At 64.1% G+C, this 20,960-nt stretch carries 19 protein-coding genes; 9 read left to right on the forward strand and 10 right to left on the reverse strand.

From position 1 onward, the window contains the following. The first annotated feature begins 38 nt into the window (after positions 1-38). From AC1DQQ_RS17605 to AC1DQQ_RS17615, 3 genes are read left to right on the forward strand one after another with little or no spacing between them, the layout of a single operon-like run. The gene (locus tag AC1DQQ_RS17605) at positions 39-1,964 is read left to right on the forward strand and encodes a copper resistance system multicopper oxidase (protein ID WP_478046114.1); all 1,926 of its coding nucleotides are present in this window, start codon (positions 39-41) and stop codon (positions 1,962-1,964) included. Continuing rightward, positions 1,961-3,154, forward strand: coding sequence for a copper resistance protein B (locus AC1DQQ_RS17610; RefSeq protein WP_478031874.1), 1,194 nt, complete (start codon positions 1,961-1,963; stop codon positions 3,152-3,154). The genes AC1DQQ_RS17605 and AC1DQQ_RS17610 overlap by 4 nt, the downstream gene beginning before the upstream one ends. Positions 3,155-3,187: 33 nt before the next feature. Then, positions 3,188-3,763, forward strand: coding sequence for a c-type cytochrome (locus AC1DQQ_RS17615; RefSeq protein WP_478031873.1), 576 nt, complete (start codon positions 3,188-3,190; stop codon positions 3,761-3,763). A gap of 180 nt (positions 3,764-3,943) precedes the next feature. On the opposite strand, the gene AC1DQQ_RS17620 is transcribed toward AC1DQQ_RS17615, so the two are convergent. Continuing rightward, positions 3,944-4,828: a hypothetical protein gene (locus AC1DQQ_RS17620; RefSeq protein WP_478046116.1), complete on the reverse strand. Its 885-nt coding sequence runs from the start codon at positions 4,826-4,828 to the stop codon at positions 3,944-3,946. A 68-nt stretch (positions 4,829-4,896) separates the two neighbouring features. Continuing rightward, positions 4,897-6,126, reverse strand: coding sequence for a S8 family serine peptidase (locus tag AC1DQQ_RS17625; RefSeq protein WP_478046118.1), 1,230 nt, complete (start codon positions 6,124-6,126; stop codon positions 4,897-4,899). 105 nt (positions 6,127-6,231) lie between these two features. On the opposite strand from AC1DQQ_RS17625, the gene AC1DQQ_RS17630 reads away from it, so the two are divergent. Both AC1DQQ_RS17630 and AC1DQQ_RS17635 read left to right on the forward strand, forming a co-directional pair. Then, positions 6,232-6,696, forward strand: coding sequence for an RNA polymerase sigma factor (locus AC1DQQ_RS17630; RefSeq protein ID WP_478032031.1), 465 nt, complete (start codon positions 6,232-6,234; stop codon positions 6,694-6,696). After that, positions 6,693-7,373: an anti-sigma factor family protein gene (locus tag AC1DQQ_RS17635; protein ID WP_478046120.1), complete on the forward strand. Its 681-nt coding sequence runs from the start codon at positions 6,693-6,695 to the stop codon at positions 7,371-7,373. Before AC1DQQ_RS17630 ends, AC1DQQ_RS17635 begins: the two co-directional genes overlap by 4 nt. 30 nt (positions 7,374-7,403) lie before the next feature. Here AC1DQQ_RS17635 and AC1DQQ_RS17640 read toward each other — a convergent pair whose 3' ends face one another. The 3 genes from AC1DQQ_RS17640 to AC1DQQ_RS17650 all read right to left on the reverse strand — a co-directional run bounded on the left by AC1DQQ_RS17640 (position 7,404) and on the right by AC1DQQ_RS17650 (position 9,718). Further along, a complete protein-coding gene (locus tag AC1DQQ_RS17640) occupies positions 7,404-7,697 on the reverse strand; it encodes a hypothetical protein (protein ID WP_478046122.1) in 294 nt (97 codons plus the stop codon). Between the two features lie 387 nt (positions 7,698-8,084). Next, positions 8,085-8,276: a hypothetical protein gene (locus AC1DQQ_RS17645; RefSeq protein WP_478046124.1), complete on the reverse strand. Its 192-nt coding sequence runs from the start codon at positions 8,274-8,276 to the stop codon at positions 8,085-8,087. Between the two features lie 161 nt (positions 8,277-8,437). Continuing rightward, positions 8,438-9,718 carry a glycosyltransferase family 2 protein gene (locus AC1DQQ_RS17650; RefSeq protein WP_478046126.1) on the reverse strand — a complete coding sequence of 427 codons (1,281 nt, stop codon included), beginning with the start codon at positions 9,716-9,718 and terminating at the stop codon, positions 8,438-8,440. Positions 9,719-9,775: 57 nt separating this feature from the next. Between AC1DQQ_RS17650 and AC1DQQ_RS17655 the strand changes: the two genes are divergently transcribed. The 3 genes from AC1DQQ_RS17655 to AC1DQQ_RS17665 are packed head-to-tail and all read left to right on the forward strand — an operon-like array spanning position 9,776 to position 14,631. Then, positions 9,776-10,822 (forward strand): glycosyltransferase family 2 protein, encoded by a 1,047-nt coding sequence (locus tag AC1DQQ_RS17655; RefSeq protein WP_478046128.1) that lies wholly within the window; start codon positions 9,776-9,778, stop codon positions 10,820-10,822. Beyond that, the gene (locus AC1DQQ_RS17660) at positions 10,819-12,831 is read left to right on the forward strand and encodes a glycosyltransferase family 2 protein (RefSeq protein ID WP_478046148.1); all 2,013 of its coding nucleotides are present in this window, start codon (positions 10,819-10,821) and stop codon (positions 12,829-12,831) included. Before AC1DQQ_RS17655 ends, AC1DQQ_RS17660 begins: the two co-directional genes overlap by 4 nt. A 6-nt stretch (positions 12,832-12,837) precedes the next feature. Continuing rightward, positions 12,838-14,631: an ABC transporter ATP-binding protein gene (locus AC1DQQ_RS17665; protein ID WP_478046129.1), complete on the forward strand. Its 1,794-nt coding sequence runs from the start codon at positions 12,838-12,840 to the stop codon at positions 14,629-14,631. Here AC1DQQ_RS17665 and galE read toward each other — a convergent pair. The 3 genes from galE to AC1DQQ_RS17680 all read right to left on the reverse strand — a co-directional run bounded on the left by galE (position 14,609) and on the right by AC1DQQ_RS17680 (position 17,594). Beyond that, positions 14,609-15,613, reverse strand: a complete 1,005-nt coding sequence (gene galE / locus AC1DQQ_RS17670; RefSeq protein WP_478046131.1) for a UDP-glucose 4-epimerase GalE — start codon at positions 15,611-15,613, stop codon at positions 14,609-14,611. The two genes, AC1DQQ_RS17665 and galE, sit on opposite strands and share 23 nt — an antisense overlap. Beyond that, positions 15,610-16,611 (reverse strand): UDP-glucuronic acid decarboxylase family protein, encoded by a 1,002-nt coding sequence (locus tag AC1DQQ_RS17675; protein ID WP_478046133.1) that lies wholly within the window; start codon positions 16,609-16,611, stop codon positions 15,610-15,612. The genes galE and AC1DQQ_RS17675 overlap by 4 nt, the downstream gene beginning before the upstream one ends. Before the next feature lie 296 nt (positions 16,612-16,907). Further along, entirely contained in the window at positions 16,908-17,594 is a 687-nt protein-coding gene (locus AC1DQQ_RS17680) for a class I SAM-dependent methyltransferase (protein WP_478046135.1), read from the reverse strand. A 735-nt stretch (positions 17,595-18,329) separates the two neighbouring features. Here AC1DQQ_RS17680 and AC1DQQ_RS17685 point away from each other — a divergent pair. Next, entirely contained in the window at positions 18,330-18,518 is a 189-nt protein-coding gene (locus tag AC1DQQ_RS17685; RefSeq protein ID WP_478031857.1) for a hypothetical protein, read from the forward strand. A 117-nt stretch (positions 18,519-18,635) separates the two neighbouring features. Here the strand turns inward: AC1DQQ_RS17685 and AC1DQQ_RS17690 are convergent, their stop codons facing one another. After that, positions 18,636-19,901 (reverse strand): glycoside hydrolase family 5 protein, encoded by a 1,266-nt coding sequence (locus tag AC1DQQ_RS17690; protein ID WP_478031856.1) that lies wholly within the window; start codon positions 19,899-19,901, stop codon positions 18,636-18,638. A gap of 514 nt (positions 19,902-20,415) precedes the next feature. Beyond that, on the reverse strand, positions 20,416-20,952 hold the full coding sequence (locus AC1DQQ_RS17695) for a UDP-N-acetylglucosamine--LPS N-acetylglucosamine transferase (RefSeq protein WP_478031855.1): 537 nt from the start codon (positions 20,950-20,952) through the stop codon (positions 20,416-20,418). Between the last annotated feature and the right edge of the window lie 8 nt (positions 20,953-20,960).

Genomic DNA, 20,960 nt, shown 5'->3' on the forward strand with positions numbered 1-20,960 from the left:
TTCAGACGCCCAAGTTGAAGACGGGACCCAGGACCAGCATGACCGACACCATCGACCGCCGCCAGTTGCTGCGTGGCGCCACGTTCGCGGGAGGCGGCCTCGCGCTGGCGGCGTGGTTGCCTGCCTGGGCGCAAACCAATTCGGCGGGCATCGTGCGACCGCTCCCGACGCTTTCCGGCGAGGATATCACGCTGACGATCGCGCGCCAGACAATGGTCATCGACGGTCGCAGAATGAGCGCGATCGGGGTCAACGGTACCGTGCCCGCGCCGCTTTTGCGATTGCGCGAAGGGCAGAAGGTCCGGCTCAACGTGGTCAACGCGCTCGACGAGGACAGCTCGATTCACTGGCACGGCATGCTCGTGCCGACCCAGTTCGACGGCGTGCCCGGCGTTTCCTTCCCCGGCATCAAACCGCGCTCCACCTTCACCTATGAATTTCCGATCCGGCAATCGGGCACCTATTGGTACCACAGCCATTCCGGGTTGCAGGAGCAGCTCGGCCATTATGGGCCGATCGTCATCGACCCGGCGGGCACCGATCCCGTGCACTATGACCGCGAACATGTGCTCGTGCTCGCCGATCATAGTGCGTTGTCGCCGGCGGAGATCTTTCGGCGGATCAAGGTCGATCCGGGTCACTTCAACTTTCAGCGCCAGACGCTCTCCGGGCTGCTTGCCAAGCGCGACCAGCCGCTCAAGCACCGGATGGACTGGGGCCGGATGCGGATGGATCCGACCGACATCCTCGACGTGACCGGCTCCGCTTATACTTATATCGTCAATGGCTTCGGCCCACGCGACAATTGGACCGCGTTGTTCAAGCCCGGCGAGCGCGTGCGCCTGCGCATCATCAATGCCTCCGCCATGACCAATTTCAACGTCCGCATTCCCGGCCTGTCCTTGTCGATCGTCCAGGCGGACGGCCAGAATGTCCATCCCGTTGCGGTCGACGAATTCCAGATCGGTGTCGCGGAGACTTACGACGCAATCGTCACGCCATCGGAAGACAAGGCTTATTCGATCATCGCGGAAGCGGTCGACCGATCCGGGATGGCGCGCGCCACGCTGGCACCTCGCCCCGGAATGGTCGGCGAAGTCCCGCCGCTCAGGAAGCGCCCGGTCGCGACCATGAAGGACATGGGGATGGACATGTCGAGCATGCCCGGGATGGAGGGCATGGACAATTCGGGCGGGATGGCGCCGCAGCGCGGCATCGATCCGAGCGCCGAGCAGAACCGCTCGGCGAGGCTGGCAACGTCAGGTGCCGCCTTGTCGGCTGCACCGCAAGGGACGGACGCGATGCCCGGCATGGCCTCCGGTGACATGGCCGGCATGGACCATGGCAAGATGGCGGGGATGTCCGGCCAGAATGGCGGCGCGGATATGGGCGGCGCGAACATGGGTTCGATGAAGATGCGCGATTTCTCGAACGCGCCCCAGGTCAAGAAAGGCCCGGGCGTCCAGACGATCGCGCCCATGCCGATGGACCGCACCGGCGAACCCGGCCAGGGGCTAGAGGACGCGGGCCACAGGGTGCTGGTCTACAGGGACCTGATGGCGCTCGACCGCAATCCCGACGTGCGTGCGCCGTCGCGCAGCATCGACATCCACCTGACCGGCAACATGGAGCGGTTCATGTGGTCGTTCGACGGCGAGAAGATGTCCGACGTGCACGACCCGATCCCCTTTATCGAGGGCGAGCGGGTTCGGGTGAACCTCATCAACGACACGATGATGAGTCACCCGATCCATATCCATGGCCACTTCTTCGAATTGGTCACGGGACATGGCGATCACGGCCCCCGCAAGCACACCGTCCTCGTTCAGCCCGGCGGCAAGGTGACCTGGGACTTCACTGCCGATGCCGTCGGCGACTGGGCGTTCCATTGCCACCTCCTGTACCACATGATGGCGGGCATGATGCGCATCGTCAGCGTGCGGCCGAAGGGAGAGGCGGCATGAGCCGCCGCCTCACCGCCGCGTTCGCGACCGCCGCCGCTCTCGTGCTCACCGCCCCCGCTGTCGCCCAGACCATGCCGGGGATGAACATGCCCGGGATGAAAATGCCCGCACCGGCGGCAAAGAAGCCGGCCGCAAGGAAGCCCGTCACCAAAAAAGCCGCAGCGAAGAAGCCAATCGCGCGGCGCAAGGCTGCGCCCCGCACCAGGCCCGCGGGGCCCGCGCCGGCGATGGACAGATCGATGCCGGGCATGGCGATGCCGCCCGCCAAGCCCGGTGCGCAGCCCATGCCGGCAATGCCCGGAATGACGCAGCCTGAGCCAAGCGGCGGGCCGGCCGCCCAGCCGGCGATGCCCGGGATGGACATGTCGAGCGACCACAAGGGGCACGACATGGGCGCGATGCCGGAAATGGCGATGCCGGGCATGGAGCAGACGGGCACCGCGCTTCCTGCGGGCAACGCACCCGCACCGACCCCGCCGATGGATCATTACGCCGACCGCCTTTTCCCCGCCGGGGAAATGGAGCGCGCACGCATGCAGGCGATGCGCGAACAGGGTGGCGGGACATTCTACCAGGTGATGTTCAATCTCGCTGAATATCAGGCGCGCGAAGGTCGCGACGGCTACCGCTGGGATGGCGAGGCATTTGTCGGCGGCGACATCAATCGGCTGTGGCTCAAGTCCGAAGGCGAAGGCGCGTTTCGCGAGGGTGTCGAAACTGCCGAAGTCCAGGCACTCTACAGCCATGCGATCGGACCCTATTTCAACCTGCAAGCCGGGGTACGGCACGATTTCCAGCCGTCGCCCACGCGAACCTATGCCACGGTCGGCTTCGAAGGCCTCGCCCCCTATATGTTCGAAGTCGAAGGTGCGGTCTTCCTCAGCAACAAGGGCGAGTTGCTCGGTCGCCTCGAAGGCTATTACGACCAGCGCATCACCCAGCGCCTGATCTTGCAGCCGCGCGTCGAGCTCAATCTATCGGCGCAGGATGCGCCCCAGATTCGGCTTGGCTCGGGGCTGACGGACGCCGAGCTCGGGCTGCGGCTGCGCTACGAGATCAGCCGCCAGTTCGCGCCTTATATCGGCGTCTCGTACGAGGCGAAGACCGGCCGCACCGCCGACTACGTGCGCGCTGACGGCAAGGATCCGACAACCACGAGCTTCGTCGCCGGCATGCGCTTCTGGTTCTGAGCGATCGTCGGCGGCGGCAACAGGAGGAAGATGATGGACAGAGAGACGATGCGGCGCCACCTACCGAGCATCCCGTTCGTCGGCGTGTTCGCTGCGCTGGGGCTGATCCTCGCCGCCGCCTTCGTCTATTTCGGTATCTACAATATCGCGGCCGATGCACCGCACACACCTGTCGTTCATTCGCTGATCGAAAGCCTGCGCGACCGCTCGATCGCGGTTCGTGCGCGCGGCATCACACCGCCCGCCGATCTGAATTCGCCGCAGCGCGTTGCGGCGGGAGCCGGCCTTTACGGCGAAATGTGCTCGAGCTGCCATCTCGGCCCCGGCGTCGAGCGGTCGGAGTTGAGCCAGGGTCTTTATCCGCAGGCGCCCGATCTTGCCAAAGCGCAGGACCTGAGCGCGGGCGAGCAATTCTGGATCATCAAGCACGGCGTCAAGCTGAGTGCGATGCCGGCCTGGGGCAAAACCCATCCGGATCCATTGATCTGGGACATGGTCTCGTTCGTGCGCCGGCTGCCGGGCATGTCGCCCGAAGAATATAAGCGCCTCGTCGCCAGTGCACCGGAGGACCATGACGAGATGATGAAGGACATGCCCGGCATGAAATGATCATCGCGGCAAAGGGCAGGCGATCCCGGATTGGAGGCATGATGACGAAGAACGCCTGTGCAAGCGCGGGTCTGAAGGCATGGATCGCGGGCTAGAGAAACGGCGCGCCCAGCTTGGTGCTGGACGCGCCGTCAGGATGCGGGCCGCGTGCTATCCAGGGGCGCGACCCGTACCGTTCGGCTATTGAGCGGCGTCCTTGACGTCGCCCTTGCCCATCGCCGAGACCAAAGCGCTGCCCGAGCCCGAGAAGTTCGCGGCCGGCAGATCCGCCGTCTTCTTGCCGACGCGGACCAGCACGCTTTGTACCGTACCGCGAGCGGTCGAGCGCACCGACTGAACGGTCCCGATCGTACGCCCCTTGGCGTCGGTGACGGCCATCCCGGGGTTCACCGGGAAGGCGCCCGCATTCGCCGCGCCGCTGCCGGCCAGGGCCAGATTGCCCGTGCCCGAGGCCGCGCCGCCAAGTCCGGACAGCGTGCCCGCGCCGGCGGCGCTGCCGCTGCCCGACGCACTGCCGCCGAGCGACCGAGCGCTGGACGACAGATTGCCGGCTGTACCGCGAGCGCGCTCGGCCGCCGCGCCGGTGGCGTTCCGAGTCCGATCGACCGCGTTGCGCGTCGCGTCGGTCGCGCGCGAGGCGGTCCCGCGAACAGCATCCGTGCCGACCAGTTGTGCGTCGATGCCGGTGCCGGCGCTGCCCGCTGCCGATCCGCTGCCGGTCAGCGCGTTGTCCCCGATCAGGCTGCTGTTGCTCGCATTCGTGTCGGTCGAACTCGCATTGGATGCGCTGACCTTGCCCTTGCGGGTGTCGACGCTTTTGTGCGTCCTGGTCGAGCTGCGCGTCGAGGTGGCGGTGTCGGTATCGACCGGCATGCGATCGATCATACCGCCCAGCGAGCCATTGCCCGAACCGCCGAGCGATCCGCTGGCTCCGCCGAGCGTGCCGCCCAGCGTACCGCCGAGAGTGCCGCCAAGACCGCCGCCGCCGCCAAGCAGCTGCGCCGAAGCCGGGGTCGCGGCGACCGCGATCGCGAGCGTTGCCGCACCAAACAGGATCTTCATCATGACCATTCTCCTTGTTTCTGCCCGGAGAACGGAGCCCGATGCGGTTTTAATCCCGCGGCTCGGAAAAATTATTTCGCGGGCGTTCGACACTCGTCGCAGACCAGGCCGCGGCCATAAATTTTGTCGGGCCCGCGCGGCCCCAGGTCGCGCGACACCGCGTCGACGCGTTTGAGCGCTGCGCCAATCGCGGTGGGCGAGGGCGACGGATAGAAGCGAGCGATTGTCGCCGCGACCAGGGGCGCCGCGAAAGACGTTCCCCGCACCCGAAAGACCCGACCGGCAATCCCCGCCGCCAGCATGTCCGCGCCAGGCGCCGCATAATCGAGATGGCTCGCTCGCCCGGCCTCGATCAGCACACGGTTGCGCCTATCGACCCCGGTCACGGCGATCACGCCCGGATAGGAAGCGGGAAAGCCCGGCGGCGCGATGGGGCCGTTATTGCCGACCGCCGCCACGATCACGAGCCCGCGCGCCTGTGCCGCCGCCACCACCTTGGCCAGCAACGGATTGGCGGGTCCGACCAGGCTGATCGTCACCACCGGCACGCGCTGCTGAACCATCCAGCCCAGCGCTTTCGCGATCGCGGTTGCATTGCCGCCCGCAGGATCGCTGCCATAGACGTCGGCCGAAGCGATCCGCGCGCCAGGCAAGCCGCCGTGCACATTGCCCGACCCGCCGATCAACGATGCGACGGCGGTGGCATGGTCATTGTCGCGCGGCGCGCCGGCGGCGAATCCGGTCGAGATGGCCGCCCCGGCAACGCCGCCATCGATCACGCCGATCAGCGTGCCGTCGCCGCTTGTCACCGGAGCGGGGCGACCGTTCATGGCTCCACTCGGCATGTGGAGTTGATCCGCGCTGACCTCGCCGCCGAGCCTGCGAATTTCCTTTATCGCCGACGCGAGAGACTGTTGGCCGGGAAGTGCAAGGCGAACGAACCCCACGCCCAGCACGTCGCCGCGCTCGATTACCCGATATCCTTTGGCAACGGCCGCGGCGATCACGTCATCCTTCGGATCGTCGATGACGACTTCCCCGGCGCGCGCCGGAAAACCGTCCGGGTCGAGCGCGACGCGGCCGGGATTGTCGCGGACCAATTGCGCGATCGCGGCGCGGCGCGCCTGGTCGAGCATGCGTGCGGCGTCCGAGGGCGCGCGGAGGACGTCATCGGCCAGGCCTCGTGCGACCGGCAGGCCCGGCACGTCGATCGGCAGGGCGGGAAGCCTGGGCACGAGTTGCGCGCCTGCCGCAGTCGCGCCGGCGAGCAAGATCAGGGCAATGACCATGTGACGCAGCACGCAAATCCTTTCGCCTGGCAAAAATCATTCTGCGTGGATTAAACGGGCGACGCCATCCGTTTCATCCAGACGAAGGGAATTGGCTTGGCCGCTTTCGAAAACGAGATGCTTGCGTTGCTGCCGCGCCTGCGGCGGTTCGCGCGTGCGCTCGCCCGGGACGCGGCGGACGCCGACGATCTGTGTCAAATGACGGTCGAAAAGGCGTTGCTTGCGCGCGGATCGTGGCAGCCTGGAACGAGATTGGACAGCTGGATGTACCGGATCATGCGCAATGCCTGGATCGATACCGCCCGTGCCCGCGGCAGGGCGTCGGAGACCTTTGTCGATGCCGAGGCCGGGGCAGGAGTGGGCGGGGACGGCGGAGCCGAGGCGCGTGTCGCGCTTGGCGAGGTCGACGCGGCGATGCGGCGATTGCCGGATGAACAGCGCGAGGCGGTGGCGCTCGTGCTGGTCGAGGGCCTTGCCTATAAGGAAGCGGCCGAAGTGCTCGATATCCCGATGGGCACGCTCACTTCGCGGCTGGTGCGGGGCCGCCAGGCACTGATGCTCGACCTTGGAGAAGCGGCGTGACGATCGAGCCCGAAATGTTGATGGCCTATGCCGATGGCGAGCTTGATCCGCTCAACGCCAAGCGGGTCGAGCGCGCGATCGCCGGCGATCCGGCGCTTGCCCAACAGGTCGAACGCCACCGCGCGCTGCGCAAGCGGATCTCGGACAGCTTTGCGCCGGTTGCCGACGAGCCAGTTCCCGACCGGCTGGCCGCTCTGTTGAAAAGCAACGTGGTCGACTTGCCGGCGCCCGGGACGCGCCCGATCCTGACGCGATGGCGCGCGGCGGCGGCGTTGGCGGCGTGCCTGGTGCTTGGCCTGATGATCGGAATAAACGTGTCACGCGGACCCGTTTCCTCGGGCGCAGGCGGGCTATACGCCTCGGGATCGCTCGCCGCTGCTCTTGACGACCAAATCGGTGGTGCCGACGGGGCGGTGAAGGTGGCGGTCAGCTTCCGCGACAAACAGGGTGCTTATTGTCGAGTGTTCAGCTCGAGCGCGACGGACGGCATTGCCTGCCGCGACGCGTCCGGCTGGGCGCTGCGCCGCACGCAGCAGGGATCGACGGCACCGCGTGGCGATTATGCGCAGGCCGGATCGCCCGATCCCGACCTCATGGCGGCAGCGCAGGACATGATGGCCGGCGAGCCGCTCGACGCCAAGGCGGAAGCAGCGGCGCGCGGCTCGGGGTGGCGCTAAGGGCCACCCGCGCCTAGAGGCGGCGACGCGTCAGTCGCGTCGCAGTGCGACGAGCCGCGCGCCGCGCACGGTCGGAATAACCGCCACCTTGTTGAGCAACGTTTCTGCGCGCGGGTCCTCCAGCCGGCCGAGGTCGATCGAGAGTTTGAGGCTGGCGCGGTGCCGGGTGAGCGCGATGCCGTACGGGATCTCGTCGAATTGCGCGACAAGGCCGAGCAGGCGCGGCAGCAGATTGGGGCAGACGTCGCCACTGACATGCAGGCGGACGAGGTTTGGACGAGCAGTTTTGGGCGCACGTGGGGCGCAAGTTTGACCAGGAAGCACGCTGAATAACTTTCAAGAAGTTGGGCAGGAACGGCGGGGCGCTCGATCACGCCCGGCCGACGACGCGCCGGATCAGCCGATCCGGCTGATACTAATTCGCGCCTGGGTATCCCGCATTCGTGCGCGCGCAAGGTCCGGGCGAAGACGCCCGGCCGCTACGTCGAGAATCGCGCGCATGGTCATGCCGGCCATATAGAATCGCATTTTCGCTTTGACCAGCCGGATGTCCGCAGATGGATGCTCCTCGCGCGAAGGAAGGCCTGCTTAACTGAAGGATGCTGGATGCCCCGTGAGGATTCGAACCTCAATTGACGGAGCCAGAGTCCGTTTCTACTCACGCATTTCTACAGGTTTCTGGCTTCATATTTGCATTGGTGTTGCAGGCGATCAGCGCGGCAGGAAGCCGCTTAGCACCACCGCCGACCCGATAACAAACGCCATAAGGCTGATGACGGCGGCTAATGTGGCGAGCATCAGCCACACATTCCCCACCTTGTAGAACCCCGCTGTGTCTAGATTGGCTGGCTGCCCGACCATCTTTCGCTGGGCGTTGCCGGCGTCGTAGTGCGCGACGTTCATGAACTGCGCTTGAGCGAAATAGCCGCCCAGATAAGCGACGGTTGCGCCAATCAGACCTGTCGCAAACCAGACGAAGGACCACCAAATAGCCCGGTGATCGAATATCGCATTTGCGCCAGCAACGAACGTGAACAGCGAAATTCGGTCCCTCCGACGCGCCGCTAACGGAGGCAGTCGGCGCTATCAGGTCGAGAAAGATTGCCATTCGGCCGAGGTGGCGGAGCCTTGCAATAGAAAGTGCGTTGGAGCGACGCTAGCTCGGGGGCCTGAACGCAAGTCTCCCGCAGATATTGCGAGCCCCTTCCCGATGCATAGCGCGCCCGCAGCGTCATGAGGGTGCTTGCGGGCAGCTTTCCGAGCAACCTTATCAGGAACGCAGGGTCATATCGCCCGATCGCGGCCGCTAGCGACGCGACTTCGCCGAAACGCCGCCGAGCGATCGAACGATGGAAGAGCGTGCGGCTCAGCCGGTTGCGCCCTTCGCGGAATCGACTTTCAAGCGCCGGATGGCGCGGCAGCAGGTCGGCAATGCACAGGTCGCGCGATCGCAACATCTGCAGCCCGTTGCTGGACATGTTATTGTGGGTGTGGCGGTATCCGGTAAGCGCTTCCGGAACCAGCGCGAAATGGTGACGCTCGGCAATCTCGAAATAGAGCTTCCAGTCCTCACATCCCTGCCCACCGCGTGCACGCAACGTCGCGTCGAAGCCGCCGACCTCCTCGATCGCAGTGCGGCGAATGAGTGGCGCGCTGCCATTGCCGATGAAGTTGTAATAAGCGAGCGGATCGAGCACGTCCCCTTCGTGACGTACCTGCGAGCCCCATTTGATAACGCGCGACTGCGCATCGAGGAGCGCGAACCACGTATATACCAGCGCGACCCGAGGATCGCTCCTGGCGAATACGGCCAGCTGCCGCTCGATCTTGCTCGGGGCCCAGAGATCGTCGGCGTCGAGAAGGGCAATAAACTCTCCTTCCGCCGCCGCCACGCCGGCGTTGCGCGCCGCGGCCACGCCGGCATTGGCCTGGCTGATAACCGAGACGCGCGGATCCTCGGCACCATGCGCCGCCGCTACTGCCGCGGTATCGTCTGTCGAGCCGTCATCGACGACGATGATCTCGAGATCGCCATGAGTCTGGTTACGTACACTCGCCAGTGTTTGGTCGAGCGTCTGCCCGGCGTTGTACGCGGGGATAACCACTGAAACCCTGATCCCGCTTTCACCCACGCCGCTTCCTTGAAGGGGTACCCCTGCCCATCGACACAAAATACCATGGAAGAGGGCGCTTTCGAGGCGGCGCCCGTCGTGCCCCAGGACCGCATTGCCGCAATCGGCGCCAATGCGACGTTGTTGATGCACCCTTCGTCGGACAAAGAGTCGATGGAGAAGCTTATGCCCCGAATCCAGATCGAGCACATCGATGCCGCAGCGGGATTGCAACCTCTCCTCCGCATAGAAGCGGAAACCATGCTCGTCTTTTGGCGCGGCGATAGACCGGTGGGGCAGGTAATCGATCAGGGTCCCCCCGGAACACTCATCGATCTGTCACGACATTGGGCACAGCTGGCGGCGATGGCGCATGATGTCGGGGCATACAGCTCGGCGAGATCCACCTCAGCGGGCGCAACGGCATCGCTCGTCATCTGCACGCGCGATCGATCGGAAGAACTGACCCGCTGCCTCGCTTCGCTGGAGAAACAGACACGGACACCCGATGAGGTAATCGTCGTCGACAATGCGTCGCGCGATGGGCGAACGCGCGCCGCTGCTGAGGCCGCGGGCGTGATCTATGTCCGTGAGGACCGCCCCGGCCTTGATATCGCCCGCAATGCCGGCGTGCGCGCCGCGCGTGGCGATATCATCGCCTTCACCGATGACGATGTGCGATTGCATCCGTCCTGGTTCGAACGGCTGACCGGTGCGCTGGAGGATGGGACGGCGATGGCGGCGACCGGGCTCGTCCTTCCAGCCGAGCTCGAGACCGAGGCGCAGCAGATTTTCGAGCGACACTGGGGTTTCGGACGCGGTTATGAGCCACAGACGTTCGGCGCCGAATTCTTTGCCGCCGACACAAAGACAGGCAGTGAGGTTTGGCAGATCGGGGCCGGCGCGAACATGGCGTTTCGCCGTGCGGCCTTCGATCGAGCGGGGCTATTCGACGAAAGACTGGATGTGGGCGCGGCCGGCTGCTCCGGTGACTCCGAACTCTGGCACCGGATCCTGAGCAAGGGCGGCGTCTGCCGCTACGAGCCGGCGGCTGTCGCCTTTCACTATCACCGCCGCGATCTCGCGGGGCTCAGTTCGCAGATTTACCATTATATGAAGGGGCATTCGGCCGCGTTGCTCGTGCAATATGAGCGCAGCCGCAATCGCGGCAACCTGTGGCGCGCGTTCAATTTCCTGCCGCGCTATTATGCCGGCCGCAGCTGGAAACGGCTGCGTTACGGAAAGCGGCCCGAGAACCGGTTTCTGCGACAAGAGATTGCAGGGTTCCTCGCCGGGATCGCATATTATCTGCGCCATGCGCGTGCGAGCCGGGGATGAGCGCGGTTTCGATCATCGTTCCGGCACGCGACGCGGCCCACACGCTGCCGGCCGCGCTGGACAGCGTCATCGAACAGCGCTTCGGTGATTGGGAGGCGATCGTAATCGACGATGGATCTACCGACGCCACCATGGAGATTGCGGACCGCTACGCTACCCGCGATCCGCGTTTTCGCATCGGATCCACCCCGGGCACCGGCGTATCGGCGGCGCGTAACGCAGGGATCACCATCGCGAACGGGCGGCGGCTGCTCTTCCTCGATGCCGATGATTGGCTCGCACCCGATCAGCTCGGCCGGCTGTTCGATGCCGCGGAGGCCGCGCCGGATGCCGTGGCGAGCTATTGCGGCTCGATGCGCGTCGCGGCGGGCGGGCACGGCTTCCTCCCACGCTTCAGCCGGGAGATCGCCGACGCGGGACAGTTTTTCGCCCGGCGCAACGGCCTTGCCGTGCATGCGGCGCTCGTTTCGCGCGACCATGTCGAAGCGATCGGTGGCTTCGATCCTGATCTCCAAACCTGCGAAGACTGGGATCTATGGCAAAGACTGGCGATCGAACGGGGGGCTTTCGTGCCCGTGCCGGGGCTGCACGCCCCGTATCGGTTGCATCCCGGGTCGCTATCGCAGCAGGTCGACCAACTCCACGCCGACGGACTGACCGTGATCGGCCGGGGTTTTGCCGCACTCCGCGACAAGGGCGCGCAGGCGGAACTCGCGCAATCCGCCGCGGAGCAGGCGTCGGCGCATTTCACCCTCTGGTGCGCGACGATTGCGGCGGCGCGAGGCAAGCCGCTGGGCGCGCCGTTTCGTACCCCCATCGCGAACGGCGAGGCGGGGCCACTGGCGTCGATGATTCTCGAAGCCCTGTGCGTGGGCGCGTGCTGCTCACCGGCTGCGCTCGCGGCGCGTGCCGACTGGATGGAGGATATCGTCGATGGCCTGTTGGCCAAGCTCGACGATCTTGGGCTGCGCCGCGCGGTTCGGAATAGCCTGCACAGGTCGCTCGGCATCGGTGGCACCGATGCTCCGCTCGTGAGCGTGGTCATTCCCGCATATAACGGGGAAGGGACGATCGACGAGACCCTGCGCAGCGTGCGAGCGCAGACTCATCGCCGGCTTGAGATCATCGTCGTCGACGACGGCTCGCGCGACGGCACGGTCGAAACCGTGCTGGCCCATGCCGCGGCCGATCCCCGCGTCAGCGTGATGCGGCAACCTAATGCCGGCGTAGCGGCGGCGCGCAATACGGGATGGCGATCCGCGGCGGCCAACCTGATCGCCTTTGTCGATGCCGACGACCTCTGGGCACCGATGAAGATCGCGCGCCAGCTCGAAGCGCTCGACGCGGCCGGGGGGCGAGCGGGGCTCGCTTACACTTGGTATGCGCGGATCGATCCGGACAGCCGCGTTATCAGCGTCGGCCATCGGCCCAATGCCCGAGGACAGGTGCTGCAGGACATCTTCAGGGGCAATTTCATCGGCAACGGCAGCGCGGCGCTGATCCGGCGCGCCGTGTTGGAGGAGGTTGGCGGTTTCGACTCCGGCTTGCGCGCGCGGGGAGCGCAGGGCTGCGAGGATTTCTCGATCTATTTCCGCATCGCCGAGAATCACGACTTCGCGCTCGTTCCGGAACCGCTGACGGGCTATCGGACGCTGCCCGGCAATATGTCGAGCGATATGCTCCAGATGTTGCGGTCGTGGCGCATCGTCGCCGACGAGATGGTCGAGCGCCATCCGGAATCGCGGGCGGCGATTACCGAGGGCCTCGTAAATTACCTCGAATGGTGCGCGTTGTCGGCGGCAGAGCGCGGTGACTTCACGTTGGTGTGGCGCTTTTTTCTTGATCTAATTTGCACCTCGCCGGGGCAGGCGCTGCGGCTCGTCGTCGGTCCTTTGGCCCGTCGGCTTGCGAAGGGGGCACGGCATCGCCTTGGCCGTTCGCCGCGCTGGAAAACCCACTATGTACGGTTCGCAATCGGCGATCCCGACCGCGCCATGGCCGCAGGATAGCCGGGCATGCGCATCGGCAGCATGATCACCGGGCGCCTATCGACACTGCGGGATCTTCGCGCACTGCTGAAAATCGTGCCGGCGGCGCGACGGGCGGCACCGTTGCTGATCTTCCTCGGCCTCGTCGCGTCCTTGGCGGAGACCATCGGCATCAGCCTGGTCATCCTCTTCCTGTATGTGACGATGGGCCGGCTGGGCAGCGGCAATGGCATGACGCGGATGTTCGGCCCCGCCGCCGAATGGGCAATGCACCTGCTTGGTGGCACCGCGCCGCTGGCAGTGGCGATCTTCGCGTTGATCGTTCTGCGCGGGTGGATCGCCTATTGGTATAGCCGGATATCAGCAGCGCTGAGCGCGCAAATCAGCGAGGCGGCGCGCAATGCCATCCACCGCCAATATCTCGAAGTGTCCTACGATTTCATTCGCCGGCACAGCCAGGCCGAGCTGATGGACGTGCTGGGCACGGACAGCTGGGCCGTGGCGAGCGCCTACCGAGCGTTTACGCGGATCATCATCAACCTGTCGGCGATCCTCGTCTTCGCCGCGTTCATCCTGGTGCTGTCGTGGCAGATCACGCTTGCCGCCGCGATCTCGGCTATCCTTGTCTCGGTCTTCATCGGCCGACTTTCGCAGCCCGTTGCCGCTTTGGGGGCCACGGTGAAGGCTGAGCATCAGTCGATGGGCGGGCGGATGCTGATGACGCTGCAGGGAATGCGCGCCATCCGCGCCTATCGCCGCGAGGCCGCGCAGCACGCCCATTTCGTCGAATCCTCGGCTGCCGCCCGCGAGGGCCTGACGCGCGTCGAGCGACTGTCGGCCGCGATCGGGCCCGCAACGGAAGTGGGCTACCTCGCCATCCTGTGCCTGATCGTGGCGAGCGCGGGTCTGTTGGCGATCGATTTTCAAACGACGCTTACCATCGTCGCACTGTTGTATCGGCTCCAGCCGCACCTGCGGGAGTTCGAGGACAATCTGCTTTATCTATCCCATACCGAACCACAGATTCGCGCGGTCCGTGCGATGGTCGACCGGGCCGACAAGACCTTTCCCGAGGACGGACATGAGCCGCTTCCCATCGACTATTCCGCGATCATGCTGGAGGGCGTCGACTTTGGCTATGACGGCCAGCCCGTGCTGCGCGATGTCAGCCTGACCATTCCGCGCGGCAAGGTAACCGCGCTGGTCGGGGCGAGCGGATCGGGCAAGACGACCATCGTCAACCTGCTGCTGCGTCTCTACGAGCCCGATCAGGGCCGTTTGATGGTTGGCGACACTCCGCTCGCTTCGGTGCGGCGCGCCGATTGGCTGGGACAGATCGCCGTCGCGGGCCAGGACATCGATTTGGTCGAGGGCACGGTGCGCAACAATGTCAGGATGGCGCGTCCCGATGCCGACGAAGTCGCGCTGGCGCACGCCTACCGGCTGTCGGGGCTGGGCGATTTCCTGGCGGGGCTGCCACACGGTGATGAAAGCTGGATTGGGCAGCAGGGGCTTAATCTCTCGGGCGGGGAGCGACAGCGCGTTGGCATCGCGCGCGCGGTACTGCGCGAGCCCGATTTGCTCATCCTGGACGAGGCAACCAGCGCGCTCGACGGCGCACTGGAAGCGCAGGTGCGGGCAGGCCTGCATGCGCATTTCGCGGGCCGCACGATGCTGATCATCACGCATCGTCTGGAGACGGTTCGCACCGTCGATCATGTCGTTCGACTGACGGAAGGACGTGTCGTCGGCGCCGGGTCGCCGGATGACATATTGCGTTCGGCGGATGCCGGTCCGGTCAGAGTGGTTGAGGCGGGTTAGCGGATCGGCGGGTCCGCCGGTGCCAGGCGAGCGCGGTCCGGACGATGGTGTCGATGTCCGACCGTTCGGCTTTCCAGCCCAGTTCGCGTAGCGCCTTGGTCGGATCGGCGATCAATATCGGCGGATCCCCCGCGCGCCGCGGACCGGTTTTGATGGCGCGGTCCGAACCGCATGCCGCCGCCACGGCATGGGCGATTTCGAAGACGGTCGTGCCCTTGCCGGTGCCGAGATTGAAAGCGTGAAAGCCTTTGTTTCCGGCGATCCATTCGCCCGCCAGCACATGGGCCCGCGCCAGATCCTCGACATGGATATAGTCGCGGACGGCACTCCCATCGCGCGTGTCGAAATCGGTCCCAAACACCGTGAAGGGCCGCTCTCCGTCCAGCGCGCCTTCGATCGCCAGCGGAATCACATGTGTTTCGGGATCATGGCATTCCCCGATCAATCCGTCGCTGTCGCAACCGGCAGCGTTGAAATAGCGCAGCGCGACGCTGTCCAAGCCATAGGCTACGGCATGATCGGCGAGCATGCGTTCCACGAACAGCTTGGACCAGCCATAGGGGTTGATCGGCGATTGCGGGTGATTCTCGTCGATCGGCACGACCCGCGGCACGCCATAGGTCGCGCACGTGCTGGAGAAGATCAATTTGGAAAGACCCGCCGCGCGCATGCGATCGAGCAATGTCAGCGAACCCAGGCTGTTGTTGCGGTAATAGAGATCGGGCTGGCGCACCGATTCCTCCACATAAGCAAAGGCGGCGAAGTGCGCGACCAGATCGGGGCGAATCTCGTCCAGCGCCTTGTCGAGTGTCGGCGCGTCGAGGATGTCGCCATGGATCAGCGGTCCCCATCGCACCGCATCGGCATGGCCGCGCGAAAGGTTGTCATAGGCGACCACCTTCCAGCCCGCCGCGGCGAAGGCCTTGCAACAATGCGCGCCGACATAGCCGGCACCGCCCGTTACCAGCACGGTGCGCCTCATGTCGGCCGGCCCGAAACCGGCTCCAGCGTCCGGAAATAGTCGACGGTGCGGGTCAATCCCTGTTCCAGCGGCACCGTCGGTTCCCAGCCGAGAAGCGTGCGTGCGAGTGTGATGTCGGGCTGGCGCTGCCTCGGATCGTCCAGCGGCAGCGGCCGGTGCTCGATCGGCGATGTGCTGCCGGTCAGCGCGAGGACATGGTGGGCAAGCTCCGCCATGGTGAACTCGACGGGATTGCCGATGTTGATCGGGCCGGTGACGTCATCGCCGGTTTCCATCAGGCGAATGAGGCCGTCGATCAGGTCGTCGACATAGCAGAAGGAGCGGGTCTGCTGCCCGTCGCCATAGAGCGTGAGCGGCTCGCCGCGCAGTGCCTGCATGATGAAGTTGGAGACCACACGTCCATCATCGGGCTGCATGCGCGGACCATAAGTGTTGAAGATGCGCGCCACCTTGATCGGCATATGGTGCTGACGCCGGTAATCGAAGAACAGCGTCTCGGCACAGCGCTTGCCCTCGTCGTAGCAAGAGCGTGGCCCGATCGGATTGACGTGGCCCCAATAGGTTTCGGGCTGGGGATGCATCTCGGGATCGCCATAGACTTCGGAGGTTGAGGCCTGAAGAATCTTCGCGCCGGTCCGCTTGGCGAGGCCGAGCATGTTGATTGCGCCATGGACGCTGGTCTTGGTCGTCTGCACCGGGTCGTATTGATAGTGGATCGGGCTCGCCGGGCAGGCGAGATTGTAGATCTCATCGACTTCGACATAGAGCGGGAAGGTGATGTCGTGGCGCAGCAGTTCGAACTGCGGGTGATCGATCACCGCCATCAAATTGTCGCGCGTGCCGGTGAAAAAGTTATCGGCGCAGACGACATTGTGGCCCTGCTCGAGCAGCCGCTCGCACAAAAAGGATCCGAGGAAGCCCGCGCCCCCGGTCACCAGAATTGTTTTGCGCCGCGACGGCGTTCTACGCGGGCGCGCCGTCAAAGCGTGCAACGCCATGACCGACATATGTCTCGGTGCTGCAACGCAACATCAAAATGCATGATGCTAGAAGCGACGACGGCCCGACCGGTTCCCCGACGCCGCAAAAATTGAGTCGAAATCCGTTGAGACGCGTTTCAATCAGGTCAGTGAACGGCCGCTTCACCGGCGTTCCGCCCGGCCGCCTTTTCGGTCGGATGTCGCAGTAGCGAACTCCGGCGGTCTCAAGAGACTCGGAAATCCACTTAACGGCCACAATTTTCGATGTTGGCGGTCAGGCCTGCAAAAAAAGTACCGGCGCCGGAGCGGCATCTCTATTCTATGTTTGGCAGGTCGGTGATCCGCCATAGGGAGATCTGGAATGGCACATCGGCGTGATGATCCTTCTGTCTGTCGAGCGGCGGTGGGAAGTGAAAAGGTGCCAGTGACAGGTTCAGATGTCGCCAACTCGCACCCGTGAACTTGTTGAGATTCTTCCCGGCGGAAGGCGTGTCGCTGACCAATAGCCACGTCGCGCCCGACCGGCGGAAGTTCTCCAGCATCGCCGCGATATCCTGAAAAGACAGATGCACCCAGCAATCCCTGCACAGGATCAGGTCGCTTTTCGGCAGCGGGTCTTTCGCGAGATCGGCCAGGATGAACCGTACTCCTGGGCGCGCGTATCGCGACTGATTGTCATCGATCACGCTCGGGACGATGTCCGCCCCGATATACTCTACCTCACCGAAATCGACGAGGCGCATCCAGTTCCAATCGCCGCACGGGGCATCCAGCACGATCTTGACCCCGAGCCGGCCGACCAAGTCGGGGAGATAGGAACGCAGATCATCGGTCGCGGCGATCTCGGAGCCGCATCCCGAACCACTTTCCGCGCTTCCCCACAGCCGTTGCGAATAACATCTCTCGAACACGTGCTGACGGCTTCGCAGCTTGCGCAATATTTGCTGAACCCCGGGGGTATCTGCAATCGCATCGACTGTGCTTGTTTTGATACCGAACATGCTGTGCCCCCGCCGCTAGCAAACCGCGAGCGTTATGCGGAAATATCTTAGGCCCAGCGCGAAATACGGCCACGGAAAAGAAGTAGATAATCCCTCTCGTGGGAATAGGTGCTAGCGCCCGAGGCGCGTGTAACGGCCGTTCATTGGCGTGCGAGCAATATTCACAGTTGGACCAATACGTTGCCGATGCCTAATGGTGCACCGAACCGGTAGCCGCACCTTGAGTGCCGCCCGTGTCCGGAGGCATCGGGCCGCCACGATCCTTCCCCGGAGACCGGTGTCTGATATCCGGTCGGCACAAGGGTGGAGCCTGGTTGAATTATCTGAGCGGCCCATAGCAGATGCGGCTAAGGAGCTTCTGGCGGTGCGGTATCCCACCAAGACCGAAGATAACGGAGCCGTTGCGAAGGCGGGTTTGGTCGCCATCGATCCGCGGAGTTTGTCCTTCCTTTGACGCGACAACGAGCGTTGGCCGCCGAATGCCTGGCCCGAAAACCGGTGTCAGCATCAGGATTGATATCGAGATCGACGCCGATCATGAGGCGAATGTGCGCCTACCGCTTTGTGGGGATTTTAAGAGCCACATTTTCTGCTAAGGAAAAGTTACACCTCTTTGGCAACCAATTGCCGTTGACCTATCTGATCGGCCAACATGCGAACGTGTAATACTTAAGTGGTAGCTTCAGTGCGTAAGTATATGTAGCTTTCACGGATAAACATATAGAGTACGCGACCATGGATGTGATCGATATTCAATCTCTGCTAAATGGCCTGGGCATTGTCAGTAGCGTTTCCGGAACGGATCTTTCCTGTATCATCGAAGGTCTGTGCATGTGCGCACTCAGCGATGACGAAATGGGTCTGGCGGAATTGAGCCGTCTACTTTCCTGGCTACTGGGGAACACGCCGTCGCCGCTGAACTGAGCGAGTCGTCGGTGATGCTTTGGCGATAGGGGTCATGCTTGCCCTGCGGTCCGGACGCGAGCGCTGCCCGCAGGCATCGGCCGTCGGTACCTCAGGGTGCTCGGCGATCGGTGGCGATCACATGATCGCCTTGATGATCAACTTATCTGCTCCAACGATCGCTCCCGTGGAATCGGTCTGCGGGAAGACATTCATCGTATAGCTGTCGTTGGGATAGGGTTCGTCCTGATGCACGGTCATCGGTAGACCGACAGCGTTGACCGCGCTGACAAAGTTCTGAACGATCGGCATCCACTCGGTGCGATTGGGCGCGCCGAACTCGCCGATATGGCCCTTCGCTTCCAGGCCATGTTGTGCGAGCCATGATAGGAACGGGGTCACGCGCTGCACGCCGAGCTGAGTATTGCTGGGCGCCGCCTCGCCTCCACCGCCATAGACGCCGCTGGAATTGGCGTCGAAATATTGATGCGCGGAAAAGATCGTGCGGCCGGCCGGGTCGCTGAGCTGATGGATCGTCGGATTGTTCGATGCCCAGGACTCCGCGCTCGCCCATCCATAGCCATCGATGAAGATCGAGATCGAGGTGTTGATCTTGCGGATAGCGGTGATGGCGCTCTGGCACGCGCTCTGCCAGCCACTGGACCCGATCGCCAGATCGTGCGGCTCGTTCATCAACTCGATGCCCATGACCGCGGGATGACTGCCGAAGGTTTGCACGAGCTTGACGCAATAGTCGACAAAAGCATCGACGGGGAGCTGGGCGGACCCCAGTTGCGCCTGGGTCTTGCTCGCCCAGGTGCCGTTATAGCCGACATAGCGGCGACCATAATTGTGCGCGAGATCGAGGATCACACGAAGGTTGTTCCGCGCGGCGAGATCCAGATAGCGGTTCACCAGGTTGACGGGGTTGCGCAACGGGTTGTTGGGATCGGAATAATGGTCGAGCAATTGCTCGCCCAGGGCGCCGTTGAGACGAGGTTGCAGGCGTTCCCAGCTGCCTTGCAGCCGGACGTGGTCCATCCCGACGCTCGTGTAATATGTGAAGTGACCGTCGGGTATGACGAATACCTCGCCGTTGAGATAGCCCGGCAGGTGGTCGGGCGTCCCTTCGATCGACGACAGATTGACGCCACGACGGAGGCTGGCCGTCGGCGTAGGTGTTGGCGTCGGCGTCGGCGTGGGCGTGGGTGTAGGAGTTGGCGTAGGGGTCGGGCTGGGCGTCGGCGTTGGGCCCTTCGCGCCGCTCTTCCCCGGCGCCGTGCCGGTCTTGCCTGACGCGCCTCCGCAGCCTGTCAGCACGATGGCGGCGCCGGCGCCCAGCCAATGCAGCATCTTGCGACGGCTCGGCGGGGCATCGTTACCGGTCTCACGTTGAAGTGTCACTGCCCGTCTTCCTCATAAATCAAGTAAAATCATCAATTATCAAGAAGAAACCCAATGATAATCGAAATAGGTAAGTAAATTGTCACTACGCATCGCGACTGGCGGCCTGCGCAACGCAAGCGCCATTGCAACGGCGATGTTGATCGGAATCTCCGGCAAGAAGAAGCAGTTGTCGGTATGTCGCCGCCCAGACGGGCGCACCACAGCAGCGAAGCCGCTTGCGGAATCCGCCAGACTGGCTATCGGAGCGACGCGCCACTTCCATAGCGTGCAAGCATAGAGCGCGCTATTTTTGTGATGACTGGCCGAAAATTAGGGATTAGATCGTTGGAGTGAGATTGTCGGTTACCCTTACTATTTTGCGTTCTTGGACGCTACTTAGCGGAGTGGCCGTACCGAGCAAGTAATCCGAAAGAGGTAGGGTCGCGGGCCGTCGCGCGCCGACCCATTGGTCAGGCATCGTCGCCGGGCTTTGATTGACGCAAGTTAAGCAACCTGGGCGCGCGCCGCGACGTCAGATAATATTCCCCCAGAATTCAATGCCTTCATCTGCGGCGACATTGGGCCATTGCGCCAGGCAACGATGCGCGAACCGCTTCGCGATACGGCCCGAAGTCGAGATATGTTCGGCATTGGCGATGCTGTCGATCCAGATTGTCTTTGCGGCGAACAGACGCCCAAGAACGATAAATGGCAGCATCGGCGCCGATCCGGTAGTGAGGATCGCCGCCGGACGCTCCTTCCACAGGATCAGCAGCGCGCGGACAAACACCGGCGCGAAGGTCTTCAGCCGAAAGCGCGACGCATCCGGTACGGTGTAGTAACGCTGGCCGGCAACCACCTCGGCATAGCTGTCGAACGTCGAGACATAGGCGACGTCGAATCCCGCAAAGGCCGGGCGAAGCCGCAGCAATTCGATCCAGTGCCCGCCGCCGGACGCGCCGACCAGCAGCCGAGGCGGATTCCCGGCGATGCGGCTTCCGCCGCGATCACGCGGTGCCGGCGGCGACCGGCCGCGCACCGCTGTCGGCGAAACCGGGCCCGGCGTCATGTTCGCCA

The sequence above is a fragment of the Sphingomonas sp. P4_G3 genome, from assembly GCF_056401105.1.